Origin of the sequence: Pseudarthrobacter sp. CCNWLW217, from assembly GCF_037203985.1 — a bacterium.
GTDB lineage: Bacteria > Actinomycetota > Actinomycetes > Actinomycetales > Micrococcaceae > Arthrobacter.
On sequence record NZ_JBBCBT010000001.1, the window covers coordinates 12,970 to 39,892 of the forward strand.

A 26,923-nucleotide genomic window follows, 5' to 3' on the forward strand; every position below is an offset into this window, starting at 1 on the left:
CATGGTTCCACAGTGGAAGCAGCCATGAGGATATGTGGAAAACCGAGGCTGGGGGACCAGGGTCCTGTGCGCCGCAGCTAGAGTACAGAGCATGGACGCCGCACCGCTCATCGACCGCCCCGGCCCGGTCAGGCGCAGCCGGCTGCGGTTCCTGGCAATGCTGGTAGCGGGAATCGCGGCCACGCTGGCGACGGGCGCTACCGGCCGATGGTTACAGGCCCCGGCCGCAGGGTGGGCCACGGCAGCGCTGGTGTATGTCGGCTGGGTATGGCTGGTAGTGGGGAAGATGGGTCCGAAGGAAACCAAGGCCCACGCCACCGCCGAGGACCCGTCCCGGACCACCACTGACCTGCTGATCCTGGCGGCGAACGTCGCGTCGCTGGCTGCGGTCGCCGTCGTGGTTATGGACTCACACAATGGCGACGGCGGCACGCAACTTGCTGGGGCTGCACTGGTCCTGGCCAGCGTGGCCCTGTCCTGGATGCTGGTCCAGACCCTGTTCACCCTCAGGTACGCGGAGCACTATTACGGCGGGGCGACCGAAGGCGGCGTCAGCTTCAACCAGGACGAACCGCCGCAGTACACGGACTTCGCCTATCTGGCTACCAGCATCGGCATGACGTACCAGGTCTCGGACACCAGCCTGGAGAACCCGCGCATCCGGCGCGAAGCCCTGAAGCACAGCCTCCTGTCCTATGTTTTCGGTACGGTCATCCTGGCCGCCACGATCAACCTGGTGCTGGGCCTGGCGGCCTGAGGACGTCCGGAGACTTACGACGCTTGTGCTGCGCCGACGGCGGCATCCTCACCCTGCGGAGCCTCAGCTGCCGGTCCGGCCGGGCCACCCTTCCGGTAGCGCCATACCCCGATGCCAACCACCACGGCGGCCAGTGCCAGAGAGAGCATCAGGGACTCGCGCGTGGATTCCAGGATCACCATGCCGATCAGCAGCGCCACGATGCTGGCGATGGAAACCCAGGTCAGGTAGGGGAACAGCCACATCTTCAGGGCGAGGTCCTTGGCGGCGGCACCCATGCGCTTGCGCAGGATCAGCTGCGAGGACGCAATGACCAGCCAGACAAAGAGTGCGATCGCGCCCGAAGTGTTCACGAGGAACAGGAAGACGGTCTCCGGAGCGATGTAGTTCAGCCCCACGGTGACAAAGCCGACGACGGTGGAGGCTAGGACTGCGGAGGCAGGTACGCCCCGCTTTGAAATCCGGGTCCAGGCCACTGGCGCGTCGCCGCGCTTGGAGAGGGAGAAGAGCATGCGGCTGGCGGTGTAGAGGCCGGAGTTCAGGCAGGACAACACGGAGGTGAGGACCACAATATCCATGATGGTGCCGGCACCGGGGATGCCGAACAGTTCAATCACGGCGACGTAGGGGCTCTTGGCTACGTTGGCATCATTCCAGGGCAGCAGGGTGACCACGATGGCTATCGAGCCGATGTAGAAGACCAGGATCCGCCAAACAGTGGACTTGACGGCTTTCTTGACTGCGTCAACGGGGTTCTCGGACTCACCAGCGGCAATAGTGGCGATCTCTGCCCCGAAGAAGGAGAAAACGACCACCAGGATCCCGGCCAGGACCGCTCCCGGCCCGTTGGGCAGGAATCCGCCATTCTCGATGAGGTTGCTCAGGCCTGGTGCGGGGACTCCGGGGATAAGGCCCATAATGGCTGCCACTCCGAAGAGCAGGAACAGCACAATGGCTGCGACCTTGATGGAGGCGAACCAGAACTCGAATTCTCCATAGGACTTTACCGATCCCAGGTTGGTCAGCGTGAGCAGGACCATCAGGATCAGCGCCCACACCCACTGGTCGATTCCAGGGACCCACCGGTGCATGATCGCCGCGCCGGCGGTTGCTTCGATGCCCAGGACGATGATCCAGAACCAGGCGTACAGCCACCCGATGCTGAAACCTGCCCAGCGGCCCAGCGCCTTGTCGGCGTAGGTCGAAAAGGACCCGGTTTCAGGGTTGGCGGCCGCCATCTCGCCGAGCATCCGCATCACCAGGATCACGACAATTCCGGCAGCCATATAGGCCAGCAGGATTCCCGGGCCGGCCTGTTGGATCGCGGCACCGGACCCCACAAAGAGGCCTGCCCCGATGACGCCGGCAATGGCGATCATGGACAGATGCCGCGGCTTGAGCGACTTGGCGAGTTGTTGGTCAGCGTGCATGGGTGCGCCGTCCTTCATGTTGGTGCGGAAATTTGGCTGCCTTGCGGGGCCATAACGACGGGGCGGGAGGCCATCGTGGTTGCTCCGTGCGGTGGATCACACGTTTTATCCCACCCTAGACGCGCACCGGGCGCCGGTTGATGTGCACTGGCACAGAACGCCGGAGGCCAAATCAGATGTTTCCACAGGATGGCACACCATTGCGAACCATCCACTGCCTTGCAGGCAACTTTGAAATGCTCTCGAAACCTAAGTACTCAGGGCTCCAAAACCTGAGTACTCGCGGCTGAAACTACTCTGGTGCGGGATCTGGAACGGGGCTATATTGACTTCCAACGGTTGGGTACCGTGCTGGACGTAACGAAGCGGCCAGGAATTGCCCCGGCTCAGTCATGGGAATGATTGGACGGGGCTTCGACGACACATACAGGAAGTACAAGGCAATATCGGTCTCCTTCAACGATGGATGGGGACCACATGTCGTTAATCGGGCGAAGCAAGGAGTTGGACCGGATCCTCTCAGTGATCCGGGGGCCGAAGGAATCCGCCCTGAGCGTTGTAGGCCGCCGTGGTGTGGGTAAATCCGCCCTCCTGTCAGAGATCCCGCGACTCTCTGACTACCGGACAGTTTTCCTGCGGGCCAGTGCCTCCGAGTCCGACTGGCCTCTTTCGGGCCTCACTGCACTGCTGAACGGAATCGATGATCCCGTCCTCAACCGGTTCGCCGATGAACTGCTAAGAAACTCCACCGCCGCCCTGGATGTCCCCACCGTGTCCACGATGCTCCTGAATGGACTGCATCAGCGCTCGTCCTCACGCACAGTCGTCGTCGTCGACGATGCAGACCAACTGGATCCCAGCAGCCAAGCTGTAATCGGGTTCCTCGCCCGCCGCCTATCCGGGACGGACGTGGCACTTTTCATGAGCGTGCGTGAAGAAGTGCCGGACAGCCCGTTTGGCAGCCTCCCGGCCCTTCACCTCAAGCCGCTGAACTACAACGACACGGTCAGGATGCTGGAGTCGATTCCGGCGCGGCAAGTCGCAACAGCGGCAGTCCACGCGGTGGCTGCTACAACCCAGGGCAACCCGCTTGCCGCCGTCGAGCTTTACACCTGCCTGTTGGAGCGCCAGGCCGAGGGGAAGTACGCCCTGCCTATTCCACTGCCCTGCAAGGGGAGCTTCGAATCCGAATTCGCGGCAACGGTGGGCAGCCTGACCCCGGCCGCGCGGCAGGTCCTTGACCTGATGTCGCTGTCCTGCCGGAGCGATATCGCCACCTTGGAGAAGGTTTACAGCGACCTGTGGACGGGGGTGGACGAACTCCTGGCCAACGGCATGGTCAGCAGGTCCGGCCCGCATCTGCGGATCCAGGACCAGTTGCTGCGGGGCTTCGTCTTTACCGCCATGACGCCGGCTGTCCGGACCACCAACCACCGTGCGCTGGCGGATGCCGCCGGCGAGACAGATCCTTACGCCAGGCGATGGCATCTGAGCTTTACGGCCTTGGAGCGCCAGACGCCGTTTGGCCTCCTGCGTTTTGCCGTTGACCTGATCCGCAACGGGGAAGTGTCCTTCGCCGTGGAGTACATCGAGCGTGCCCTCACCATCAACCCCTGGGAAGCGGAGACTGCGGCACGGCTCGCCAACGTGGCTGAACTGCTGTTCAACAGGGGAGAGTTCGTTTATGCCAGGCGGTACCTGGAATGGGCGCAGCGTGTGACACGCAACCCCGCTCTGATCCTGCGCCTGACCGGCCTGGATTTCGAGATCCAGTTCATCCAGGGCGCCGCTGTGCGCTCCAGCATGGTGCTACGCCTGGTGAAGGAGTTCGGCCAGCACGATCCTGCCTATTCAGCCACCCTGTTAGCGATCGGTGCGCTCTTTTACGCGGAACGGTGGGAGTTGGACGACGCCCTCCGCCTGCTCCGCCACGCCGAGCAGTTCCAGGACGCTGCCTCCAAGGACTGCCTCGCAGTGACGGACCGTGCCAAACTCCTGATCGAAGCAATCAGCGGCAACACCGGGAATCTGGGCCGCAAGCATGACGCGGGCGCCACAGTAGCTACCCTTCTGGTGCAAGGCCGCGCCCTGACCTACGCAGAGCATTATGAACTTGCCCAGGAGGCCTTCGCAGTGGTGCGGAACTCCGTTGAGGCGAACAACGTCAACTGGAGGGAAACCGCGGACTACCTGGCCGTGGACAACGAGATCCGGGCCGGGAACGTGCGGACCGCCGTCCGGCTCATTGAAGACCTGGAACTCACGGAGCCGGAATCCAAATACCACCGCGGGATGCGGCACATCTTCCGCGTGTGGCGCGCCCACTCACTGGGCGACGAGGCGCTGGCCCGGCTTTACGTGGCGGAGGCACAGCGTTTCTCCGGCGCTGAAAGCCACCCCGCCATCACTGCCCAATTGGCCGCCTGCCAGGGACATTTCGCACTCATGCGCGGCAACCTGGCCGAATCATTCGCCCAGTTGTCCCGCGCCGTGGAGATCGGCATGGCCTTCGGCAACCCGACACTGCTTCGCTGCGAAGCGGACCTGGTGGAAGTGCTGGTGCGGTTGGGACGGCACCGCGAGGCCACCCAGGTCCTGTACCGGCTCGAAAGCCGCTCCGTGGGGCTCAGATCCCCATGGCTGCTGACCGCCGTCGCACGCAGCCGAGCGATGCTCGCCGACGGTGAGCAGTCGCTTCAGCTGTTCAACCACGCACTTGAGAACAGGGGTGCCCACGACTCACTGCTGGAACGCGCCAGGACGCTGCTCTGCTACGCGGAGCGCCTAGGGGCCTTCGGCCGGCTGCGGGATGCCAGGGACGGCCTGCTGCGGGCCAAAGTGATGTTCGACGAGGTCGGCGCCGACGCGTGGACCCAGCACGTTGATTCCCTGTTGCTGGACGAGCGCGTTGAACCTGCCCGCGCCCCTGGCAACCCTTCCATGCTGATGCTCGCCGACCATGAGCGGGCCCTCGCGCAGATGGTGGCGCGGGGCATGCGCAACAAGGAAATCGCAGCCACGTTGTACGTCTCCGTGCGGACGGTGGAAGTGCGCCTTACCGCGATCTACCGCAAGCTGGGTGTGGAGTCTCGCGCACAGCTCACCGCCCTGGCCGCAGGCAAGGATTCCGCAGCCCGGGAACCCTACGTCCTGCCTGTCCTCTAGGGACCAAAACGCTGGAACCCGCAGTATCCACATTCTTCCCTTCCCGCTACCACAAAGCGCCTGCTTTTCCCCGTAATAACCGCCGTTTCCGGGCTAATTTTGCTTCACAAGTGGAACCCAATGCGGACTCTGCGGGAAGCGATGATCATGGCGGAAATTCCAGTAGCCCCTTTCCGAAGCGCGTCGTTTGGCTGGCCGGTTGAACCCTTGGCCGCGCAGCGGAATGCAACGTCGCCATTGCGTCTGCCGGAATCCTCACCGAAAGGGTCCCCGCAGCCACCGGCTGCCGCCCCGGCAACGCCAGGACGCAAGGCGACGGCGGCGTGGATCTCCACCCACATCAACCTCCTGCGCATCACTGACTCGGTCGTGGTGGCCTTGGCCGTGTTCGCCGGCTACCTGCTCTCCAGCGTCGGTTTCACCCCCGGCGTAGAAAGCGACAAAGGCGGAGTCCTCACCGCCACCACGGTTACGCTGCTGTGGCTCATGGCGCTGGAAATTTATCGGACCCGCGACTCGAAAGTCCTGGGTGTCGGCGCGGACGAGTACAAGCGCGTTGCCTCCGCAACCCTGCGGATCTTCGGCCTGATGGCCATTGCCGCCGTGGTCTTTTCCGTCCATGGCGGGACCGCGTTCGTCACGGTTTCCCTTCCGTTGGGACTGGTGGCCTTAACGGGCAACCGCTGGGTGTTCCGGCGCCGGCTCACTAAGGAAAAGGCCCGGGGACACCACCTGTCCCGGGCCATCGTGGTGGGGGAACCTGAGGAAGTCCGTTACGTGGTGCACCAAGTGGCCAAGAAGTCCGGACCCGTCTACAAGATCCTGGGAGTCTGCCTTCCCGGCGCCCGGCGCGGAGCCAGCCTGCGCGTGGATGGCCAGCAGATCCCGGTTCTCTCCTCCACGGACGACATTGCCCGCACCGCCAGGCTGACGGACGCCGATGCGGTCATCGTTGCGGGCCCTCTGCCCGGCGGAAACAAGTTCATCCGCGAACTCGGCTGGAAACTGGAGGAATGCGCCGCGGAAATGGTCCTCGCCGCCACCCTCACAAACGTTGCGGGTCCCCGCATCCACTGGCGGCCGGTGGAAGGACTCCCCCTTATGCACGTGGACATTCCCCAGTACTCGGGGGCGAAACACGCGCTGAAGAGGGTCATGGATGTGGCGGTAGCGCTGGCTGCCCTCCTTGTGCTGTCGCCACTGCTCCTGGTGCTTGCCGTGATTGTGCGGCTGGACAGTCCGGGCCCGGTGCTTTTCCGGCAGGACAGGGTTGGCAAGGACGGCACCGTGTTCGGGATGTTCAAGTTCCGGTCCATGGTGGTGGACGCCGAGGCCCGTCTGGCCGCCCTTACTGAGCAGAACGAGGGTGCCGGAGTGCTGTTCAAGCTGCGCGATGATCCGCGGGTCACCCGGTGCGGGCGGTGGATGCGGAAGTACTCCCTCGATGAACTCCCTCAACTCTGGAATGTTGTGCTCGGCGACATGAGCATGGTGGGACCCCGCCCGCCGCTGGCCCGGGAAGTCCACGGCTACGAACGCCACACTCACCGTCGACTCCTCATCAAGCCGGGAATTACCGGCCTCTGGCAGATCAACGGCCGCTCGGACCTTTCATGGGACGAGTCAGTGCGGCTGGACCTCTATTACGTCGAGAACTGGTCCATCGCCGGTGACCTGCTGATCCTGTGGCGGACATTCCGCGCAGTACTCCGGCCCTCCGGCGCCTACTAGATCGTGCGAGAAGAAGGACAGCCATGAAGAGCTTCATTGATCCCTTTCATACACCGGCCCATCGGCTGCCGGCCCGGAAACTGTCAATCGCCGTCGTCGGTGCCGGATATTGGGGGCCGAATCTGGCCCGCAACCTTCAAGCGAGCCCCGTCTGGGACCTGGTTGCCATCTGCGACGTGAACTCAGAACGAGCGCGGGCGTTGGGTACCCCGTTTACTGACGTTGCGGTGGTCGAATCCCTTGATGAACTGCTGGACACCTTCGAGGTGGATGCAGTCGCCATAGCAACGCCGGCGCATGCCCACTACGGGACGGTCATGACGGCTCTTCGGGCAGGAAAGCACGTCCTCGTGGAGGAGCCGATGGCGGACAGCCTCAAGCATGGACTTGAGATGGTGGTTGAGGCGCAGGCAAACGGCCTGGTGCTGATGGTGGACCACACGCACTGCTACTCCCCAGCAGTACTCAAGATGCAGGAGCTGGTGCAGGCCGGCTCTTTGGGCGAGATTCTCTTCGTGGACTCCACGCGGATAAATCTGAGTCTGGAGCGCCCTGAAGTAGACGTGTTCTGGGACGTGGCGCCACACGACCTTGCGATTCTTGACTTCGTTCTTCCTGGCGGCCTGAATCCGACCGAGGTCTCCGCGTTTGGGGGTGACCCGCTTGGTATCGGGAGAAACTGTGTTGGCCACCTAAACTTCAGGCTTCGGAACGATGGCACGGCCCACTTGCACGTGAACCTGCTGAGCCCCACGAAGATACGACAAATGGTCATCGGCGGATCGCTGAGGACCCTGGTGTGGGATGACCTGAACCCGAAGCAACGTCTCAGCGTCTTCGACAGAAGCGTCTCGCTGGACCCGTCACCAAAGTCGGCCAACGAAAAGAGGACTTCCGCTACGGCCTACAGAACGGGCGATATTTGGTCTCCCGCCCTGCCGGAGCGCGAGCCCCTGGGCCAGGTCATAGAGGAGTTGGAATTCTGCATCCGCAACAAGCGTGAGTCGCGCACGGGATGGGATTCTGCGTTGCGCATTCTCGCAGTGCTGGAAGCAGGGGCGCGGAGCCTCAGTCGTGATGGTCAAACGTCCGTTGTCGCAAGCACCGAACTGGCAGACTCAGCCCGTGCCGGGGCCGAGATCCGGAACATGAGGGCACTTTGAGCGGCCGGGTGGAAGTTTGTGGGCACAAGAAGGATAAGACCGCCGAGACAAGGAAAGTTGGTGCCCGATGACTGCGGAAACAGTCCTCGCGGGGATGAGTGCGATGAAGCCATGGCTCGGTGATGAGGAAGCGCGCGCACTGGCTGAGGTTGTGGCCTCCGGTTCGATAGCCCAAGGGCCGAAGGTCAAGGAGTTCGAGAAGGACTTCAGCTCCTTGCAACGCGTGCGCTACGCCGTCGCAACCTCCAACTGCACTTCTGCGCTTCATTTGGCCCTCATAGTGGCCGGCATCGGTCCCGGGGACGATGTTGTGGTGCCGTCACTGTCGTTTATTTCGACGGCGAACGCGGTGACTTATGTCGGCGCACGCCCGATCTTCTGTGATGTCGACCCCGCCACTGGGAACGTGACTGCCGAGACTATCCATGCGGCACTCACCTTGGACACCCGTGCCGTGATCGTGGTGGACCAGGGCGGCGTGCCAGTGGACCTGCACCCCATCCGCGAACTGTGTGACCGGCACGAGATCACTGTGATCGAGAACGCCGCCTGCGCAATCGGCTCCACCTACAAGGACAGCCCAGTGGGCACAGGGGCCGATCTGACTGTGTGGTCCTTCGACCAGGAGAACATAGTGACCACGGGTGAGGGCGGCATGCTCACGACCCGCCGCGCTGACTGGGCTGCACGGGCGCGAACCCTCCGCGACCATGCCAGGAGCGTCACGGGCATGGGCCGACCCGAATCGCTTGCGGCACTGCCCGAGGTCTACCTTGAGATCGGCTTCGACTACCGGATGACTGACCTGCAGGCCGCCATCGGAATCGTGCAGTTGGCCCGGCTCGCACAAATTGTGGAGCGGCGCCGGACCCTGGCCGGCCAGTACGTCGCCGGGCTTGCCGGGTTGAGGGGCTTGCGTTTCGTCGCGGATCCGCCGTACGGCACTACCAACTTCCAGTCCTTCTGGGTTGAGGTCCTGCCGGGATTTCCTGTTAGCCGCGAGGAGCTGCTAGGCAGGCTGGCTGACGCGGGTATCTCCGCCAAGCGGGGCGTCATGGCGGCGCACCGGCAGCCGGCCTACCGCTGGCGCGACACGGGCAACGCCAGGCTGCAGCACACTGAGCGCCTGACCGACCGGACGCTCATCCTTCCCATCTTTCACGAGCTGGACCCCGTCAGCATGAACCGTGTCATGAACACCATCCATGCCGCCGCCAACGGGGTGGGCAGGTGAGCGAGCTGATCCTGATCGCCGCGAGCGGGCTGGCCCGCGAGGTACTGGCGATGGTCCGCAGCAGCGGCCAGTACGACGTCGTGGGCTTGCTCGATGATGACAAGGAGATGGCGGGAGTCACCGTGGACGGGGCACCTGTCCTGGGGACCATCGACGATGCACCCAAATACACGCACGCTTTTGTGCTGGTGTGCCTGGGCTCCGGAAAATCGCGGGAAGCGGTGGTGGAGCGGCTCACCGCGATGGGCCTGCATGAGGCGCGGTATGCCACAGCGATCGACCCGTCCGTCCAATGTCCGGAGGGATGCAGGATCGGCCGGGGCAGTATCCTGCTTCGGAACGTGACGCTGACGGCGTCGGTCACGCTCGGTTCGCACGTGGTGGCCATGCCATCGGTCACGTTCACGCACGACGACGACGTTGCGGACTTCGCCACGTTTGCCGCGGGTGTGTCGCTGGGAGGCGGAGTGCGGATTGGCCGGGCCGCCTACCTGGGCATGAATTCCAGCGTCCGGGAACGGACGTCTGTGGGCGCCTATGCCACGGTTGGGATGGGTGCCGCCGTGCTCAGCAACGTTCCCGACGGCGAGACCTGGGTGGGTGTGCCAGCCCACGAAATCGACCGGGACATTTTCTGCTTTGGGAACGGACGCTAAGGATCCGGGAGCCTCGCGGGACTGAGCCCTGGACCCTGGCCGCTGCCCGCGACCCTTACGCGGCAGTCCGGAAGAACAGTTCCGTCACCGCAGCCAGCCGGTGCGGGTCTTCCACGCCGCAGAGTTCGCGCGCAGAATGCATCGACAGCAGTGGCACCCCGACGTCCACGGTCCGGATCCCTAGCCGCGTGGCGGTGAGCGGGCCGATGGTGGAGCCGCACGGCATCACGTTATTGGACACAAATTCCTGGTACGGCACCTTCGCCTGCCCGCAGAGCCGGGCCCAGAATGCGGCACCGTTTGCGTCCGTGGCGTAGCGCTGGTTGGCGTTGATCTTCAGCAGCGGGCCGCCGTTGAGTTCAGGATGGTTGGCGGGGTCGTGCCGCTCGGCGTAGTTGGGATGGACAGCGTGCCCGGCATCCGCGGAGACACAGAACGACGCCGCCAACGCCTGCCGCCGCTGGCTCACCGTGGCACCGAGGCCATCGGAGATCCGCACCAGAACATCCTCCAGGATGGGTCCGCACGCCCCGGAACGGGAGTTGGAGCCGATTTCCTCGTGATCGAAGGCCGCCAGGACTGCGATCGGCGCATCGGCGCGGTCAGAACCAGTCCCAGAAGTGGAGGCATGCGCGATGAGCGCCGCCAGCCCCGCGTGCGTGGCCGAAAGGTTGTCCAGGCGCCCGGAGGCAAAGAACTCCCCATGGGCCCCGAAAACCGCAGGCGGCTGCGTGTCCGCAATGACGACGTCGTACCCGCCAATCCGGGCGGGATCAATGGATGCACCGTCAACATGTGACGCCAGCACGGCCAGCAAGTCCACATTGGCCGGGTTGCCGAGCCCCCACACCGGGTTCATGTGCCGCTGCTTATCCAGCGTGAGGCCATCGTTCACCGCGCGGTCCAGGTGGATTGCCAGCTGCGGGAACCGGAGCAGCGGCCCGGTGGCCGTGAGGTGCTGGGCGCCGTCGAGCATGACCAGCCGGCCGGCCAACTGCAGTTCCCGGTCAAGCCAGGAGTTCAGCAGCGGCCCGCCGTAGATCTCGACTCCGGCCTGCAGCCAGCCATGGGCCCCAGTGGTCGGCTTGGGCTTGAGCTTGAAAGAGGGGGAGTCGGTATGCGCTCCCAGGATGTTGAAGCCGGTAGCCGGCCCTGCACTTTCCGGCACCACCCAGGCGATGAGGGCGCCGTCACGAACTATGTAGAACGAGCCTGCCCCGCCTTCCCACGGTTGCAGCTCATCCAGGCCTGTGAACCCGGCCGCATCCAGCCTGCGGGCAGCCTCATGGACGGCGTGAAAGCTCGACGGCGAGGCGCTGACATAGGCGCCAAGGTCCTGGATGTGGTCTGCGGCGTTGGAAAGGGAAGGCATGGTCTCGAGTCTAGATGGTCACATTGAGCCCGGCCGTGTATCCGGCGGCAGCCGATCCGGTCATGCTGGCAAGCTGGTAGATCCCGCCGTCGTCACCGAAGACGTTGTCCGATTGCAGAGTGGTCCGGGGGAAGTTCCGCGCACTGGTTTCATAGCCAGCCGTGGCGTAGACGTCCTTGCACGCCGCATCCGTCAGGGCGATCTGTGAAACGGCCAGCACCTGCCCGGCAGAGGTGGCATTGCTCATGGACTCGAACACCTCAAAATGGATGTGCGGCCAGCGGCCCATGTAGGCGCCCGGAAAGATCGACGTGAACGTGACCTGGCCGTTCGCATCGGCCTCCTGGACCCCGCGAAGGAAGTTCTCGTTGTCGAGCCCGGAATCGTACATGGAGTACTTCCCGTCGCGGTCGCAGTGCCACGCGTAGACGGCCGCACCGGCGAGGGGCACGCAGCCGTTGGAGTTGTCCAGGAGCGTGAGGGTGAAGGTCAGGGGCACTCCCTCGACCTTCGTGGTGGACGTTCCGAAGCTTGTGGTGATGTCCTGCCGCACCACGCCGTAGGCCTCCAGGACGTTGGGCCCGTTGGAACCGTCTCCGGGATATGGCCCCGCGGTTTCCTGGGGGATTTCCGCACTGCACTCGGCAATTGCGCGGGTCAGCGTGGGCGTCGGAGTGGCTGTGGCGGTTGCGGTGGGGGCTGCAGTGGCCGTGGCCGACGCCGAGGTGCTGGCTGTGGACGTCGACCCGCCGGGTGTGCAGGCCGCCAGCGCCACAGCGGCGCCGCCGGCACCGAAGAACATGCCCAGCGACCGGCGGCTCATCAGGGTGGAGAGGTCGAACTCGAGGCCACGGTCGTGGTTGGGGTGGGGCTGGTGATTGGTCATGCGTCCATACAAACGCCCTCCCCTATGCCATGCATAGAGAGTTCCTGTGAGGGTGCTGTGTGCCAGCAGGATGCTATCGGGGGATTCAGTAGTCAGGGTTGCTCGGGACCACCAGGCCGGTTTCGTACGCATACACCACGGCCTGGACACGGTCACGCAGGTGCAGCTTGGTGAGGATACGGCGGACGTGGGTCTTCACAGTGGCTTCGGACAGGAAATACCGATGCGCGATCTCTGCGTTGGACAGGCCCTCTGCCATGGCCTCAAGCATCTCCGTTTCGCGGGGCGTCAGCTCCTCCAGCAGCGGATCACGCGGCGCGGCAGCGGGAGCAGGGCGGGCAGCACCACGGACGTATGTTTCCAGGAGCCGCTGCGTGACGCGTGGGGCCACCACCGCATCCCCGCTGGCCACCACGCGCACGGCGTGGATCAGTTCCGACGGCGCCACGTCCTTTAAGAGGAATGCGGACGCGCCGGCCTGGAGGCCGGCGAACGCATACTCGTCCACGTCAAAGGTGGTGAGGATGATGATCCGTGCGCCGGATCCGGATGCTGTGATGGCACGGGTGGCCTCGATGCCGTCCAATACGGGCATCCGGACATCCATCAGCACCACATCAGGGTTGAGCTCGCGGACCTGCCTGACGGCGTCAGCGCCGTCGGAGGCCTCCCCCACGATGTGGAGGTCGTCCTCGCCCTCCAGGATGAGGCGGAAGCCCATCCTCAGCAGCGGCTGGTCATCGGCCAGCAGGACGGTTATTGGTTGGTTCCCTGTCACGTTTTGCCTTGCATTTGGTGTGGACGGTTGAGCGGCTCAGTGGGCCCGTCATCGGGACAGGTGAGGACGGCATATACGCGCCAGCCCCGGCCGCTGCGCCCGGCTTCCACGGTGCCGGAGTAGATGCGTGCCCGCTCCGCCATTCCCGCAAGCCCTTGGCCTGGACCCGGAAGCGCCGGCCCCGAGGTGCTCGAACCTGGCCCGCCGCCGTCGGAGGTTCCCTGCCCCGCAGCGCCGGCGCCGTCGTCGAGCACTTCAATGGTGACGGTTGAACCGGCCCGGGCGATGCCCACATCCACGCGGCCAAGCGACCTGCCGTAGCGCAGGACGTTCGTAAGCGACTCCTGGACGATCCGGTAGACGGTCAGCTGGAAAGCCGCATCGCCGGGCAGCGCGGGACCGGTATGCGAGTAGTGCAGCGGAAGGCCGGCGGTGCGGAATCCTTCGAGGAGTGTCGCGAGGCTGTCACCGGAGGCCAGTGGCTGCCGCGGCGCCATCGCCCCGGAATCATCCCGCAGTACGCCCAGCACACGCCGCATGTCCGCCAACGCAGTCCGGCCAGTCCGGGACAGTTCACCGAGCACCTCAACGGCGCGGTCCGGGCTTTTCCGGACCACGACGGCGGCCCCATCCGAGAGGCTGATCATTACGGTCAGCGAGTGGGCCACGACGTCGTGCATTTCCCGCGCGATCCGGTTCCGTTCGTTCACGGATGCCAAGCTGGCGGTCCGCGCCGCCCAGGCTGCGATTTCCTGCTCATGTTCCCGCCGCTGCCGCACGGAAATTCCGATTCCCGTGGCGATGACGTTTGACAGGGCGATGGTCGCTCCCGTGGCGATGCTGGTCAAAAGGTGGAAGTCACCGGGGTTGCTGCCGGGGTCATGGACGAAGGAGGTGTCCATGGGTCCGACGGCGGCCAGCAGATACAGCAGTGCCAGCGGGGCAGTGGCCACCGCCATGGTGACGAGCGCGAACCGGCGGGTGTGCACTACCGCCACCGCATACAGCGAGAACCATAGCCCGGCAGAGACGTTCGAACCCCACGGGTGGAGCAGGGTGACAGCCACTTCCACCACCGCTATGAAGGCAACGAGTGCCACGGGATACGGACGCCGGAAGAACAGGGCTCCTGCAACGGCGAGAAGGAGCACCGCAGCCAGCCATGCCCCGGACATCACAGCATCCACCACGGTGGGGGCCACCAGCAGGGTGTAGCTGACCACCACCACGCCGTCCATCACCCGCGGGTGCTTGTAAAGGTACCGGCGGAGCAGGCCCCGGCGCTTGGCCGTGATTTCGGCAAAGGACGCGTCGGCCAAGCCGGCCGGCGCGTCCCTCACTGGTGCCGTTTCATTCATGGTCTGAGCCTAGCTGCAGCTTAGACGTCGCGTTTCTTCAGGACGACGGCGGCGAAAACGACCGGGATGACCACCCAGGCACCGAGGACAAGTGCAGCCTGCCACGCCTCGAGGGTGTCCGGCATGTGCTGCACGGCAGTCATGGGGTCGACTGTATTCCCCGGGAGGTACTTACGGGTCTGGACAAAGAACTCACCCGGGATCAGCTGGAAGGCGATAGGTGCCACGAAGAAGAGGCCAACCAAGGTCATAATGCCGCCCGCCGAGTTCCTGAGGAGCGATCCCAGCGCCATGCCTATGGCGGCGACGGCGGCAACATAGAGGCTGTTGATGAGCAGCATCTTCACCGACTGCGAGCTGGCCAAGTCCAGCTTGAGGTCGTAGTTGTCCAGGATCGGCACGGAGACCAGGCCCGCAACGTATACCGAGACGGCGGTGACTACGAAGGCGGTGACCATCACCACCAGCAGCTTGGCGACAAAAGCCGGCGTCCGTTTGGGCACCGCGGCGAACGTTGAGCGGGCCATGCCCGTGGAGAACTCGGAGCTCATCAGGAGCACGCCAAGGGAGCCGAGAATGAGCTGGGCAAAGGCAATACCCGACGTCGGGACGCCGACGGCGATGTCCCCGCCTTGGGCGGCAAAAGCTGCGGCCGCTTCCGGGTCGTTCAGGGCCTGCTCTGCGAACTGGCCCGTGCCCCAGGCCGATAGGGCGCCAAAGCCAACCACTACCAGAACGGTGCAGGCGAGGAGGATCAGCGTGGACAGCAGGGTGCGGAACTTGATGAACTCGGAGTTCAGCACGCGGAGGAAGGACGGGCCCGGGCCTGTGCTGATGGCATCACCGGTCAGTTTGCTGGAGGACGCGGAACCTGCGTGCGCACCTCGGCGGGACGGGTTGGGTTCGAGGGTGGTTGAGCTCATGGCCTAGTTGCCTCCGGGCTGGACGGGAGCCGAGGCGCCCGTGGTGATCAGTGAGTGGTATTCGACCTCATCCTTGGTCAGCTCCATGTAGGCCTCCTCAAGGCTGGCCTGAAGCGGCGTCAGTTCGTAGATCATGACGCGGCTGTCGAGGGCGGCGCGGGCAATCTGGCGGGGATCCAGGCCCGTGACCTCGAGCAATTCGTTTTCCTGCACTTCAACGGAGACGCCATCCCCGGCGAGCAGTTGCATCAGCTGGTCTGGCTGATCGGTGCGGACGCGCGTGCGGATCCGTCCCTGGCCGTTGATGATGTCACGGATGGGAGCGTCGGCAATGATCCGGCCGCGCCCGATCACAATCAGGTGGTCCGCCGTGACTGCCATTTCGCTCATAAGGTGGCTGGACAGGAATACGGTACGGCCCTCGGAGGCCAGGTATTTGACCAGGTTTCGGACCCAGACCACGCCCTCCGGGTCCAGGCCGTTGACGGGTTCGTCCAGGATGACGGTCTGCGGGTCACCCAGCAATGCGGCGGCAATGCCAAGCCGCTGCCCCATGCCGAGCGAGAAGCCGCCGACCTTCTTTTTGGCGACGTCCGACAGGCCTGTCATCTCGATGACCTCATGCACGCGTTTCTTGGGAATGCTGTGTGTTGCTGCCATTGCCCGAAGATGGTTATAGGCCGTCCGGCTGGTGTGGACCGCCTTGGCGTCCAGCAGTGCGCCGACGTCGCGCAGGGGAGCGGCGTGCCGGGCGAACGGTGTGCCGTTGACAGTCACAGTGCCCGACGTCGGCCGGTCCAGGCCCATAATCATGCGCATGGTGGTCGATTTGCCGGCACCGTTGGGGCCGAGGAAGCCGGTCACGCGGCCGGCTTCGACGGTGAAATCGACGCCGGAAACGGCCGTCTTTTCGCCGTAAACCTTGGTCAGGCCTTTTGCCTCGATCATGGATTGTTCCTTCGAACAGCAGCCAATGGCTGCGGGGATTTTTGGAGAGTGGTGTATCCACCACGCTACAGACGCAGACCATGGATTTCGCCGGTCTCAGGGATGATTCAGGGTTGAATCAGGGTAGTCCGTCCGGATGACCGGATCCCCCGCAGAGTCCACGGGCGCCCCGCAGGAAAGTGGCTCAGGACTGTGGCGAGTAGTACGTCAGGTGACGGTTGGCGACCCGGAACTCCGCCGTTCGGACGCCGGCCAGGGCTTCGCCGTCGACGGCCAAAACCATCGGTGAGCCGTCGGATTCGACGCGGATCGTAGAGGCTTCGGACAGGTGGGTGATCCGGGAAGTAGCCACAGTTCCAGTCAGGACGGACCACAGCAGGCGGAGCCTTGCGAAGGACTCATCAGCAGTGATCATGCGGACATCCAGGACGCCGTCGTCCAGGACGGGCCTCACCAGGGGTGCATGGTCCCGTGGGTAGTAGCGGCCGCGCCCAATGTAGGCGATCCAGAGTTTGTGCCGCACGCCGTCCACCAGCAGGGTAGTGGGCGTTCCCGTCGCGAAGGTCCGGAACATGGCCACTACACCGGCCAGTGGCTTACCCAGCGCGGGCTGCAACATTTCCCGGCGCCGGACGAGGTTGGGATAGAGGCCGATGCTCGCTGTATTCAACATGACGAGCTCGGCCGTTTCAGGGTTCCCTGCCATTCCCCGTTCCACGGTCACCAGGCCCACGTCCGCCAGGGCCGCTTCGCCACGGTTGGCGGCAGTCACGGCTTCCTTAAGGTGTCCCGTGCCGGCGTCCCGGGCGAAGTGGTTCAGGGTGCCCCCGGGCAGCACCAGCAGCGGGAGGGAATGTTCGACGGCGGCGGCGGCCGCGGTGCCAACGGTTCCGTCCCCGCCCCAGACTCCCAGGGCAACTGTTCCCGGAAAGGTGGCGGTCGCCTGTATTTCAACGGAGAGGTCTTCGCCAGGCTCCACCGTGTTTATATGCGCTTGGGGGAATACCTCCTGGAGCGCCCCGGCCGTTTCCTGCGTGAACGATCCCCCGAGGGTGTTCACCACGATGCTGAGTCCGGCACCACCGGGCAGTTCCGGAGCTTGGGTGAACGTCCGACTCACGGCAGGAAACGGCGGGCGGACTGGCCACCACTTCCTGGTTATCAGGGCTGCGCCTGCGCCGATGGCGGAGCCGAAGAACACGTCCGAGGGCCAATGCGCTCCGGTGTGGACCCGCGAGTACGCAACACCCACGGCCACAGGGGCCAAAGCGGCCCCGACCACCGGCTTCACCAGTCCGGCACCCACGGCGAAGGCGATGGCAGAGGCCGAATGCCCTGACGGCATGGACGAACTCGTGGGTTGTGGATGGACGAACCGGAAGACCGGAAGGTGCTCCGGTAAAGGCCTGGCACGGGGCAGCAGGGTTTTGAAGCCCATATTGGTTACTGCGGAGGCTACCGCTTGGGCGATCAATCCGTGGAGGGCTGCCCGGCGGGGCTTTCCCGGGAACGCCGCCATGATGGCTGCAGCGCCCATCCAAAGCTTCCCGTGGTTGGCCGACGCGGACAACCGGCGGAAAAACACGTCATGGTTTCCGCCTGGGAATCGCGACACCTTCCGGACGAGATGCCGGTCGAAGCGGCTAATCCAGCCGGAACCCCTGCGCCACCTGATCTGCATTCCACCACCCTACCGCCGGGAGCATTTCACCCGGGCAGGCCAGCCGGGACCTATTTCCCGCTCAGCGGCTTCGCGGCGCCCGCAAGGAGGAGGGCAAGCAGGATCGGAGCCAGAATGGCCAGCAGTGCCAGGTGGATGCCGGTCAGGTCGCCCAGGTATCCCAGCAACGGCGGACCGGCAAGGAAGGAGATATACCCCAAGGTGGATACAACCGAGACACGGGCTGCGGCATGCTTGGGATCATCAGCTGCAGCGGACATGCCCATGGGGAAGGCCAGGGCAGCACCTACGCCCCACAGAGCGGCGCCGACCGCGGCGAGCCAGACGTTGCCGGCCAGGACGAACAGCAGCAGGCCGGCCGCCGCAGCGGCCATGCTCGCGCGGAGGACAACCACGCGGCCGTAGGCGTCGATGGCCCTGCCGCCGACGAAGCGCATTGCTGTCATGGCCAGGACGAACAGGGCAAACATCAGGGCTCCGGTGGACTCTGTGGTGCCGAGCCCGTCCACGGAAGCCTTCGCGATCCAGTCATTTCCTGCACCTTCGGTAAGGGTTGCACCGAGGACCACGACGCCGATCAGCAGCGTGCGGCCGTCCCGCCACGCGGAGGGTCCATTGGCCGCCTTAGGTTCGCCTTCAGCCGGTGTCGCAGCTGCTATGTGTGGCAGGAAGTACCGCGGTGTCACCAGCGCCACTACGGCCACCACGCCGGCGATGACCAGGAGGTGGACCGGCAGCCCGACTCCGATGGTGGAAAGGCCGGCGCCGATCAGGGCACCTACGAAGGCTCCGCCACTGAACGCCGCATGGAACTGGGGCATGATGGTGCGGCGCATCTTGTGCTCGACGTCGGCGCCTTCGATATTTTGGGCTACATCCCAGAGACCAATGCCGATGCCGAAGAAGAACAAGCACACGGCGGTACCCGGGACGGATTCGACCGAGAGGCTGAGGGCAATCCCGACACCTGCCAGCGTTACCAGCACACCGGCTGCCCGCACCGTGTTGGCGGTTCCCAGCCTGCCCACCACGAGGCCAGCCGTCGGAAGCGCCAGCAACGAACCGACGGCGGTGCACAGCAGGAGGGTGCCCATCTGGCCTGATGTCAGGTTCAGCGTCTCAGTGACGGCAGGGATGCGTGCCGCCCAGCTGGCGAACACCAGTCCATTGATTCCGAAAACTATGAATGTGGCGGCGGCCGCCGCCTTGAGGGACGGGCTGGCCGTGGTGCGGGTATTGATGCTCATGCTTTCACTACTTCCACCGAGAGCTTGTTGAGGTGTGCGAGTTCTTCCGCACGCAAGTCTTTGTCTGTCACGATCACGTTCACTGATTCGAGGGGCGCTACCAGTGCCATAGCGTTGGCATTCCATTTGGAACCGGCGCAGGCAACAATCACTCGGGCTGCTGACTCGAGGCCTGCCCTTTTGACAGCTGCGTCGTCGAGGTCGTGCGCGAGCAGGCCGTCTTTGAGGTTCAGGGCGCACGGCGTCACCACGGCGGTGTCGAAGCGCAAGGACCGGATGTTGGCTTCCGCCAGCGGGCCGCGAAAGCACAGCTCGCCGGGAACCAGGCTGCCGCCGGGGAGGAGCAGGGCCGGTCGCTGGCCTGCATTCGGGTCGTCAGCCGTCACCGTAGTCAGCGACCGCACGGACATGGGCATCAGCGTCAGCTCGCGGCCGCGCAGCGTCCTGGCGATTTCCGTCGCGGTGGTTCCACTGTCCAGCCACACGTGTTCCCGATCCCGCAGCAAGCCGGCCACGGCCGCCGCAATCCGGACCTTGACGGCCTGGTCTTCGAGCTCACGCTGGCCGTAGCCGGGGTTCTCACCGCTGACAATCAAGCTCCGTGCGCCGCCGTGGACGCGCCGGAGGACGCCATTGGATGCGAGCACCTCCAGGTCCCGGCGGATCGTGGCTCCGGAGGCGCCGCAAGCTACTGTGAGCTCCTCGACGGAAGCCTCGGCCTGACGGCGCAACAGCTCGCCAATCAGCCGATGGCGCTCCTCAGTCTTCATGTTCAAATGCTAACAAGATTTGATCATTTAATCATTCCAGTGATCAATCCACCTCTACGGCCTAGCGGACCCGTTCCACTCGCTTTTCGTCCCAGACGGGCTCGGTGGATTCGTACACTTTGCCGTCAGAACCAAATATCAGGAAACGGTCAAAAGTCCGGGCAAACCAGCGATCGTGCGTCACGGCGAGGACCGTTCCTTCGAAGTGGTCGATGGCGCGCTCAAGTGCCTCGGCCGAGTGCAGGTCCAGGTTGTCGGTCGGCTCGTCGAGCAGCAGCAGCGTGGCTCCGGAGAGCTGCAGGAGCAGGATCTGGAACCGCGCCTGCTGCCCGCCGGAAAGGGATTCGTACTTCTGCTCGGACTGCCCCGCCAGGCCGTAGCCGTCGAGGGCGCCGGCCGCAGCCTCGCGGCCCAGCCCGGACCGGTGCTCATCGCCGCGGTGCAGGATCTCCAGGAGCGTCTTGCCCAGGAGGTCGGGACGAATGTGGGTTTGGGCAAAGAATCCCGGCCGGATGCGGGCGCCGAGCTTCACGGTGCCCTCGTGCGGCACTTCGGCGATCTCGACATCGGACACGGGCAGGTGCTCACGCTCCGGATCCGTGCCTCCGGTCGCGAGCAGGCGCAGGAAGTGGCTCTTGCCGGAGCCATTGGAGCCCAACACACCCACACGGTCACCAAACCACACCTCGGTGGAGAACGGTTTCATCAGGCCGGTCAGTTCCAGCTTCTCGGCCACGATGGCGCGCTTGGCAGTCCGGCCGCCCTTGAGCCGCATATGTACGTTCTGCTCGATTGGCAAGGCCTCCGGCGGGCCAACCTCGAGGAACTTCGCCAGCCGGGTCTGGGCTGCGTGGTAGCGGTTGGCCATATCGGACCGGAACGCCGCCTTGTTCTTGTACATGTTGACGAGTTCCTTGAGCTTCACGTGCTCCTCGTCCCAACGCTTGCGCAGTTCCTCAAAGCGGGCGTTCCGGTCAGCCCGGGCTTCCACGTAGGAGCCGAAGCCGCCGCCATGGATCCAGGCGCCGGCACCGTTGATGCCCGGCTCCAGGGTGACAATCCGGCCCGCGGCGTTATTCAGCAGCTCTCGATCGTGGCTGATGAAGAAGACCGTTTTCCTGGACTCGTTAAGCTTTTCCTCGAGCCAGCGCTTGCCGGGCACGTCAAGGTAGTTGTCCGGCTCATCGAGCAGCAACAGCTCGTCGGGGCCGGCAAACAGGGCTTCCAGGACCAACCGCTTCTGCTCACCGCCGGACAAGCTCGACGCCGGGCGGTGCTGGGCTCGGTCAAAGGGCAGGCCCAGGGCGGCCATGCAGACTTCGTCCCATACGGTTTCTACGTCGTAGCCACCTGCGTCTCCCCAGTCCACGATGGCCTGGGCGTAGCGCATCTGGCTGGGTTCGTCGTCGAGCTCCACCATGGCGAGTTCCGCCTCGTCCACTTCGCGGGCAGCGGCGGCCAGCGCAGGCGGAGCGGCCGATACAAGGAGGTCGCGGACGGTTGAGTCGTCCCGGACCTGGCCCACAAACTGGCGCATGATGCCCATGTTCCCGGAGCGCCCGATCACGCCTTCATCCGGAACGAGGTCGCCGGAAATGATCCGGAACAGCGTGGTCTTGCCCGTGCCGTTGGGGCCGATCAGGGCAGTTTTGGTGCCATCCGGGACCTTAAAAGTCACCCCGTTGAGCAGCTGGGTGCCGTCGGAGAGGAAATAGTCAATACCGGAAACGTCTATGTGGGCCACGCCAATAATCTTCCCACGCCCCGCGCCGCGGTCCTCGTCGGCCGGGTCAGCCGGCTGCGACGAGGAACTCCTTGAGCAGGGGCCCGGACGTGGTGGCGCCGAGGCCGCCATCCTCCACAAAGACGGCTACGGCGAGGTCACCGTGGACAGCCACGATCCAGGCGTGCGTCTTGGGCGGGTTCTCGTTGCCGAACTCTGCGGTGCCCGTTTTGGCGCCCACGGGCGCGCCCGGAACAGTGGACAGGAAGCCTGCGTGGCCGGAAGTGACCACCGCCCGCATCATGTCGGCGAGGGCTGCGGCCTCAGCGGCCGTGATCGGCTTGTCCGAGGGCTGGGACGGCGCCTCGGGAGTGACGGTCGACGACGGCGCCGCGGCCCCATCGGTAGGCTCACCAGTGGCCTCTGCCGCGGCAGGGCCGGCGTCGGGATTCAGGACAAGCTGCGGGGAGACAGGCGCGCCCTTAGCGACGGAGCCGGCCATGACGGCCGCGGCCAGCGGTGACAGCAGCACCTTGCCCTGGCCGATCATCGAGGCCGCATGTTCGGTGCCCTCAGCCTCACCGGGGACTGAGCCCAGAAAGGCCGCTGCCCCCAGTGACGGCGCTTCCACGGCAACCCCCATGGCCATCGCGGCAGCCTCGAGCTGGGACTGGGACACCTTGTCACGCGCTCCGATGAATGCTGTGTTGCACGAATGGGCGAAGGCATCCCGAAGCGTCACGGATCCCAATGATTCGGCGGGGTAGCCCTCGGCGTTTTTGAAGGTCCGGCCGTCCACAGTGAGGTCGGGAGGGCACTCCACCTTGGAATCCGGGGTGAGTCCATTGCGCAGCATGGCCAGCGAATCGACCATTTTGAAAGTCGATCCGGGGGCGTACTGACCCAGCATGGCGGTGTTGTAGCCGTTGCTCCCGGGACCGGAGGCGGCCGCCAGCACAGCCCCGGTGGAGGGACGCAGTGCCACGATTGCGGACGCCGGACCAACACTGGTGAGCGTACTCTCCGCCAGCGACTGGAGGGCCGGGTCAAGGGTAGTTTTCAGGGGTGTGCCAGGCGTTGGCGCCACCTCAAAGACGACCCTGCGCGGATCCGTAGCGGCAGTCTGGATCTGCTCGGTGGTGAGGTCGGCCCGCTGGGCCCGGATTACCACGGCGTCGGTGCCGCGCAGCTGGGCGTCGTACTGCTGCTGCAGGCCGCCGATACCGGTCATGTCTCCGGCTGCCAGGGCCCCGGCTGAGGCCTCGATCTGTTCAGCCGTGGCTTCGCCGACCGAACCGAGGACTGCACGGGCAAAGGTGCGGCTGGGCGCCAAAGGCATGGTGGCAGCAATACCGCGGGCACCGGGGATCTCGGCGATCTGCTGGTCCGTGATAGTACGTCCCTCCTCGCGGAGGGTGATGGCCAGGACAAATGCCTCAGCGCCGGAAGCGGCTACCTGCTGGGCGTAGGCAGCCGGATCGATGCCCACGAGCTGGGCCAGTTTGGTGGCAGATGCAGCCGCATCGGCAGCGCCGAGGCGGGGCTTGTCGATGCCCACATTCACCACGGGCCTATAAGTGACCAGCTTGGCATCGCCGGCACCGAGGATGTCAGCCCGCTGCGGCGATTGCGTGCCTTTGCTGAGGATCTCGCCGTCGGCCAGGTCCGGGACGAGGTCTGCCGGATCCCACACTGCCCGCCACTCGCCGTCGGACTTCTTGAGTTCCGCGGACACGGTGTATTTCCATTCAGCTGAGGCAATGTTCCATGTGTAGTTCAGGGGGAAAGTGGCGCTGTCACCGTCGAGGGAGAGCTCGCCGGCTTCCACGGTAGGCTTGTCCGGCTCGAGGGACTTGAACACTTCCTTGAGCTGATCATTCACGGCCGCTGAGTCCCGGCCGTCGAAGGCGACCGAACCGACGTCCAGGGCGGAAACGCCGGAGGCAAGCTGTTTCGCCGCGGCTTCCGCGTCCCCCCGCCCATCGTCGCAGGCGGCCAGGGAGGCGCCGAGAATGATTCCAACTATGGCAAGAGACAGTTTTTTTGAGTTCCCCACGGCGTCATTATGCCCCGTTTTTGGCCATTCCCCTGCGCGACCGAACGTATGACGCCCCGCGGAGCACGGTGTGAAGTAGACGTATGCCCCGAGGAAGCTGGAAAACTTACTGCCTACAGCCCCAAGGGCGGAACGTCCAGACCAAACATGTCTTTCAAGGCATATTTTGCGGCGTAGAAGCCAGGCATGCCCGTTACACCCGGCCCCGGAGGGGTGGATGATGAGCAAAGGTAGACGCCGCGGAGGGGGGTCCGCCAAGGGACCGTGGAAATAACCGGCCTCTGGAGAAGCCCGCGCACGTCCATGAGGCCAGCGCTGAAGTCTCCGCCAACGTAATTCCGGTTGTAGCGGCCGAGCTCCGCTGCGGTTGTTACGTGGGTCTGCATCACCAGGTCGCGGAATCCGGGCGCGAAACGCTCGAGTTGCGCAGTGACCACCTCGCCCATGTCCCGCGTCGATCCGGCGGGGACATGGCAGTAGGCCCAGAGCACGTGGTGGCCGGCGGGCGCGCGGCCGCTGTCGAAGCGCGACGGCTGGGCCACCAGAACGTACGGGTGTTCAGGGTGCCTCCCGGCCGTAACCTCGTTTTCGGCGTGCGCCAGTTCAGCACGGGTACCGCCAACGTGCACTGTGCCGGCATCCGCCAGTTCGGGGGCTGCCCAGGGAACCGGTCCTGACAGGATGTAGTCCACCTTGCAGGAGCCGTTCCCGTACCGGAACGACTCCAGCGACCGCCGGTACTTAGCCGGCAGCCCATCCCCGGCGATGTGGAGTAATCCGCGCGGTGCCACGTCCACGAGGGTTGCGCGGGCACCGCCGAGTTCCCGGAGGTCTTCAACCGGACTGTCCGTATGGATCACGCCGCCGTGGGCGCGGATGTCATCACCCAGCGCGGCAGCAATCGACGCCGAACCCCCCACCGGAATCGGCCAGCCTTGGGCGTGGGCCAGGCCGTTGAGCATCAGCCCGGCACCTGCGGCGGCCAGCGAAGGCAGGTGCGAGACAGCATGGGCCGCTACGCCGCTGAGCAGTGCGGGAGCGAATTCTTCCCTGAACCGCGTATTCCATAGCCGCGTGCCCTGCTCCAACGTGCCCAGCCCGAAGATCACCGCAGCCACTGGATCCTTGGGGATCCGGAGGAGCTGGTGCTGGGTCAGGTCCATAACTCCGTCGATGCGGCTGACAATCGGACCCATCAGCTTCCGGTAGGCCTGACCGTCACGCCCCAGCCCCTGGACTGTTCGCTCCAGTGAATGGTAGGCCAACGCCGCGCGGCCGCCGTCGAGGGGGGATCCGAACGACAATTCAGGAACCACCAGTTCCACCCGGCGGGCCAGCTCAAAAGCGCGGAAAAAAGGTGAGGCCAGGGCCATCGGGTGGACCGCCGAGCAGACATCGTGGAAGTATCCGGGCTGCATCAGCTCTGACGTCCGGGTTCCGCCTCCGATCGTTCCTGCCTCTTCGAAGACCTCAACGTGGAGTCCCGCACGCGCCATCACGGCGGCAGCAGCCAGTCCGTTCGGCCCGGATCCGACGACGGCGACGTCAGGCATGGCTCTTGGCCCGCCAAGGAAGGACGGATTCCGCCGGTTTGAGGATATGGATCCGCAAACGGTCAGGTGCCCCCTCAAAGGGCCCGCCTTGGGGGTCATCCATCTCATGGCGGCGGACGGGATCGTAGCCGGGGTCGTAGATGTCCCACACCACACGGCCCATAAGATATGCCGTTGCGAGCATGTGAGCCGCGACAGCAAGGACGTAATAGGGCATATCGATATTGTGTTGCGAGGAGCCTCCGCTGGTCACCTGTCCGAGGTACATCCAAATGGCAGCCCAGTGGAGGCCCTCAATTCCCTGCCACACGAGGAAGTCACGCCAGCGCGGCCTTGCCAGGGCAAGAAGGGGAATCAGCCAAATCACAAACTGGGGGGAGTAGACCTTGTTGGTCAGGATGAATGCGGCCACTATGAGGAAGGTCAACTGTGCGAGCCGGGGCCGCCTCGAAGCGGTCAGTGCAACTATGGCAATGCCGACGCAGGCCAGGACAAACAGGTTGAGGGCCAGCGCGTTGATGACTTCGGCGTCCAGGACTTTCCAGCGCAGCCTTGTTGCCACCAGGTTGTACGCGAACCAGGGTGAGCTGTAACCGGCCGGCCGATCTTCCGTGAATTGGTAAAAGTACCGCCACCCTGCGGGGTTCATCAGCGCAATCGGTATGTTGACGGCCAGCCATGCCACCAGGGCCGCACCCCCGGTGACCACGAATGTCCGGATCCTTCCGGTCCTTAGCGCCAGGAGCAGGATGGCCCCAAAAATAAGCACCGGGTAGAGCTTGGTGGCTGTTCCCAGGCCGATCAGGACGCCGGCCAGCACCAGCCTCCCCTTCGAAAAACACAGCATGCCCACGGCCAGCAGACCCACGGCCCACATATCCCAGTTGATGGTCCCGGCCAGTACGATCCCAGGCGCCAGCGCCACCATCGCAGCATCCCAAGGACGGCGCCGCGACATCCGTGCGGTTGCCAGTACAGTGACGATCCAGACAGCGGCGATCAGGGTTGCATTGACGTCGAAGTAGCCGAGGATCCTCGCATCGGTGACGCCCTCACCCGGTACAAGCCAGGCAGTGGCACCTGCGATGAGCCCCATCAGGACCGGGTATTCGAACAGGCTCCCTTGGCTGAAGAACGGGAAGGTCCCGTCTCCCAGCCCGCGGTTGCGGAAGAGCTCCGGAAAATCCGAATAGCACGTTGAGTAGAACTGGCTGGGGGACTCCCAACCGTTGGCGCGGCAATAGCCCTTAATGAGGATGCTCACCAGGGCCGCGAGCACCGTCAGGATGATCAGCACGCGCTCCACCGTGAACACCCCGGGGGAGATCATGCCAGGAGCCGAACGGACACCCATTGGCCCGCCAATGATTTCAGTGAAGTTTCTGAGCAGCAGGTCGCTGCGGCTGGGAACCACCAAGCGAGTGCGTCGCGGGTGTGCCGGCGGTTTGGTCTCCTGCATGCTTTCGAGCTTACCCGTGTGGTTCCAGGCAGC

20 protein-coding genes are annotated in these 26,923 nt (G+C 64.7%); 6 read left to right on the forward strand and 14 right to left on the reverse strand.

Annotated features, from left to right (window positions below; genetic code table 11):
- The first annotated feature begins 91 nt into the window (after window positions 1-91).
- On the forward strand, window positions 92-757 hold the full coding sequence (locus tag V9L18_RS00090; RefSeq protein ID WP_337345143.1) for a DUF1345 domain-containing protein: 666 nt from the start codon (window positions 92-94) through the stop codon (window positions 755-757).
- Between the two features lie 14 nt (window positions 758-771).
- On the opposite strand, the gene V9L18_RS00095 is transcribed toward V9L18_RS00090, so the two are convergent.
- Window positions 772-2,187: an amino acid permease gene (locus V9L18_RS00095; protein ID WP_337345144.1), complete on the reverse strand. Its 1,416-nt coding sequence runs from the start codon at window positions 2,185-2,187 to the stop codon at window positions 772-774.
- Window positions 2,188-2,664: 477 nt separating this feature from the next.
- On the opposite strand from V9L18_RS00095, the gene V9L18_RS00100 reads away from it, so the two are divergent.
- From V9L18_RS00100 to V9L18_RS00120, 5 genes are all read left to right on the forward strand, one after another.
- Window positions 2,665-5,352 carry an AAA family ATPase gene (locus V9L18_RS00100; RefSeq protein WP_337345145.1) on the forward strand — a complete coding sequence of 896 codons (2,688 nt, stop codon included), beginning with the start codon at window positions 2,665-2,667 and terminating at the stop codon, window positions 5,350-5,352.
- A 147-nt stretch (window positions 5,353-5,499) separates the two neighbouring features.
- Complete coding sequence (locus tag V9L18_RS00105; RefSeq protein WP_337345146.1) at window positions 5,500-7,083, forward strand: sugar transferase; 1,584 nt, start codon at window positions 5,500-5,502, stop codon at window positions 7,081-7,083.
- 23 nt (window positions 7,084-7,106) lie between these two features.
- Window positions 7,107-8,246, forward strand: a complete 1,140-nt coding sequence (locus tag V9L18_RS00110) for a Gfo/Idh/MocA family protein (protein WP_337345147.1) — start codon at window positions 7,107-7,109, stop codon at window positions 8,244-8,246.
- A 67-nt stretch (window positions 8,247-8,313) separates the two neighbouring features.
- Window positions 8,314-9,480, forward strand: a complete 1,167-nt coding sequence (locus V9L18_RS00115; RefSeq protein ID WP_337345148.1) for a DegT/DnrJ/EryC1/StrS family aminotransferase — start codon at window positions 8,314-8,316, stop codon at window positions 9,478-9,480.
- Window positions 9,477-10,136: an acetyltransferase gene (locus tag V9L18_RS00120; RefSeq protein ID WP_337345149.1), complete on the forward strand. Its 660-nt coding sequence runs from the start codon at window positions 9,477-9,479 to the stop codon at window positions 10,134-10,136. Before V9L18_RS00115 ends, V9L18_RS00120 begins: the two co-directional genes overlap by 4 nt.
- A 55-nt stretch (window positions 10,137-10,191) precedes the next feature.
- Here the strand turns inward: V9L18_RS00120 and V9L18_RS00125 are convergent, their stop codons facing one another.
- The 13 genes from V9L18_RS00125 to V9L18_RS00185 form a co-directional block, all read right to left on the reverse strand.
- Window positions 10,192-11,508: a M18 family aminopeptidase gene (locus tag V9L18_RS00125; protein WP_337345150.1), complete on the reverse strand. Its 1,317-nt coding sequence runs from the start codon at window positions 11,506-11,508 to the stop codon at window positions 10,192-10,194.
- A 10-nt stretch (window positions 11,509-11,518) separates the two neighbouring features.
- A complete protein-coding gene (locus V9L18_RS00130) occupies window positions 11,519-12,394 on the reverse strand; it encodes an intradiol ring-cleavage dioxygenase (protein ID WP_337345151.1) in 876 nt (291 codons plus the stop codon).
- An 85-nt stretch (window positions 12,395-12,479) separates the two neighbouring features.
- Complete coding sequence (locus tag V9L18_RS00135; protein WP_376044906.1) at window positions 12,480-13,115, reverse strand: response regulator; 636 nt, start codon at window positions 13,113-13,115, stop codon at window positions 12,480-12,482.
- 53 nt (window positions 13,116-13,168) lie between these two features.
- Complete coding sequence (locus tag V9L18_RS00140; RefSeq protein WP_337345153.1) at window positions 13,169-14,530, reverse strand: sensor histidine kinase; 1,362 nt, start codon at window positions 14,528-14,530, stop codon at window positions 13,169-13,171.
- 20 nt (window positions 14,531-14,550) lie between these two features.
- Window positions 14,551-15,453: an ABC transporter permease gene (locus V9L18_RS00145; RefSeq protein WP_337345154.1), complete on the reverse strand. Its 903-nt coding sequence runs from the start codon at window positions 15,451-15,453 to the stop codon at window positions 14,551-14,553.
- A gap of 3 nt (window positions 15,454-15,456) precedes the next feature.
- Window positions 15,457-16,401 carry an ABC transporter ATP-binding protein gene (locus V9L18_RS00150; protein WP_337345155.1) on the reverse strand — a complete coding sequence of 315 codons (945 nt, stop codon included), beginning with the start codon at window positions 16,399-16,401 and terminating at the stop codon, window positions 15,457-15,459.
- Window positions 16,402-16,585: 184 nt separating this feature from the next.
- Window positions 16,586-18,082 carry a bifunctional phosphatase PAP2/diacylglycerol kinase family protein gene (locus V9L18_RS00155; protein ID WP_337345156.1) on the reverse strand — a complete coding sequence of 499 codons (1,497 nt, stop codon included), beginning with the start codon at window positions 18,080-18,082 and terminating at the stop codon, window positions 16,586-16,588.
- Between the two features lie 50 nt (window positions 18,083-18,132).
- Complete coding sequence (locus tag V9L18_RS00160; protein WP_337345157.1) at window positions 18,133-19,329, reverse strand: MFS transporter; 1,197 nt, start codon at window positions 19,327-19,329, stop codon at window positions 18,133-18,135.
- Window positions 19,326-20,099, reverse strand: coding sequence for a DeoR/GlpR family DNA-binding transcription regulator (locus V9L18_RS00165; RefSeq protein WP_337345158.1), 774 nt, complete (start codon window positions 20,097-20,099; stop codon window positions 19,326-19,328). Before V9L18_RS00165 ends, V9L18_RS00160 begins: the two co-directional genes overlap by 4 nt.
- 61 nt (window positions 20,100-20,160) lie before the next feature.
- Window positions 20,161-21,843, reverse strand: a complete 1,683-nt coding sequence (locus tag V9L18_RS00170) for an ABC-F family ATP-binding cassette domain-containing protein (RefSeq protein ID WP_337345159.1) — start codon at window positions 21,841-21,843, stop codon at window positions 20,161-20,163.
- Window positions 21,844-21,889: 46 nt separating this feature from the next.
- Complete coding sequence (locus V9L18_RS00175; RefSeq protein ID WP_337345160.1) at window positions 21,890-23,878, reverse strand: penicillin-binding transpeptidase domain-containing protein; 1,989 nt, start codon at window positions 23,876-23,878, stop codon at window positions 21,890-21,892.
- Between the two features lie 113 nt (window positions 23,879-23,991).
- Window positions 23,992-25,431 (reverse strand): phytoene desaturase family protein, encoded by a 1,440-nt coding sequence (locus V9L18_RS00180; protein ID WP_337345161.1) that lies wholly within the window; start codon window positions 25,429-25,431, stop codon window positions 23,992-23,994.
- The gene (locus V9L18_RS00185; RefSeq protein ID WP_337345162.1) at window positions 25,424-26,890 is read right to left on the reverse strand and encodes a glycosyltransferase family 87 protein; all 1,467 of its coding nucleotides are present in this window, start codon (window positions 26,888-26,890) and stop codon (window positions 25,424-25,426) included. Before V9L18_RS00185 ends, V9L18_RS00180 begins: the two co-directional genes overlap by 8 nt.
- Window positions 26,891-26,923: the final 33 nt, after the last annotated feature.

Bases quoted from the DNA above. Each gene is read 5' to 3' on its own strand.
- V9L18_RS00160 (WP_337345157.1), bottom strand. From the start codon at position 19,329: ATGAGCATCAATACCCGCACCACGGCCAGCCCGTCCCTCAAGGCGGCG.
- V9L18_RS00090 (WP_337345143.1), top strand. From the start codon at position 92: ATGGACGCCGCACCGCTCATCGACCGCCCCGGCCCGGTCAGGCGCAGC.
- V9L18_RS00100 (WP_337345145.1), top strand. From the start codon at position 2,665: ATGTCGTTAATCGGGCGAAGCAAGGAGTTGGACCGGATCCTCTCAGTG.
- V9L18_RS00155 (WP_337345156.1), bottom strand. From the start codon at position 18,082: ATGCAGATCAGGTGGCGCAGGGGTTCCGGCTGGATTAGCCGCTTCGAC.
- V9L18_RS00180 (WP_337345161.1), bottom strand. From the start codon at position 25,431: ATGCCTGACGTCGCCGTCGTCGGATCCGGGCCGAACGGACTGGCTGCT.
- V9L18_RS00165 (WP_337345158.1), bottom strand. From the start codon at position 20,099: ATGAAGACTGAGGAGCGCCATCGGCTGATTGGCGAGCTGTTGCGCCGT.
- V9L18_RS00095 (WP_337345144.1), bottom strand. From the start codon at position 2,187: ATGCACGCTGACCAACAACTCGCCAAGTCGCTCAAGCCGCGGCATCTG.
- V9L18_RS00140 (WP_337345153.1), bottom strand. From the start codon at position 14,530: ATGAATGAAACGGCACCAGTGAGGGACGCGCCGGCCGGCTTGGCCGAC.
- V9L18_RS00130 (WP_337345151.1), bottom strand. From the start codon at position 12,394: ATGACCAATCACCAGCCCCACCCCAACCACGACCGTGGCCTCGAGTTC.
- V9L18_RS00135 (WP_376044906.1), bottom strand. From the start codon at position 13,115: ATGGGCTTCCGCCTCATCCTGGAGGGCGAGGACGACCTCCACATCGTG.
- V9L18_RS00110 (WP_337345147.1), top strand. From the start codon at position 7,107: ATGAAGAGCTTCATTGATCCCTTTCATACACCGGCCCATCGGCTGCCG.
- V9L18_RS00125 (WP_337345150.1), bottom strand. From the start codon at position 11,508: ATGCCTTCCCTTTCCAACGCCGCAGACCACATCCAGGACCTTGGCGCC.
- V9L18_RS00150 (WP_337345155.1), bottom strand. From the start codon at position 16,401: ATGATCGAGGCAAAAGGCCTGACCAAGGTTTACGGCGAAAAGACGGCC.
- V9L18_RS00105 (WP_337345146.1), top strand. From the start codon at position 5,500: ATGGCGGAAATTCCAGTAGCCCCTTTCCGAAGCGCGTCGTTTGGCTGG.
- V9L18_RS00185 (WP_337345162.1), bottom strand. From the start codon at position 26,890: ATGCAGGAGACCAAACCGCCGGCACACCCGCGACGCACTCGCTTGGTG.
- V9L18_RS00115 (WP_337345148.1), top strand. From the start codon at position 8,314: ATGACTGCGGAAACAGTCCTCGCGGGGATGAGTGCGATGAAGCCATGG.
- V9L18_RS00145 (WP_337345154.1), bottom strand. From the start codon at position 15,453: ATGAGCTCAACCACCCTCGAACCCAACCCGTCCCGCCGAGGTGCGCAC.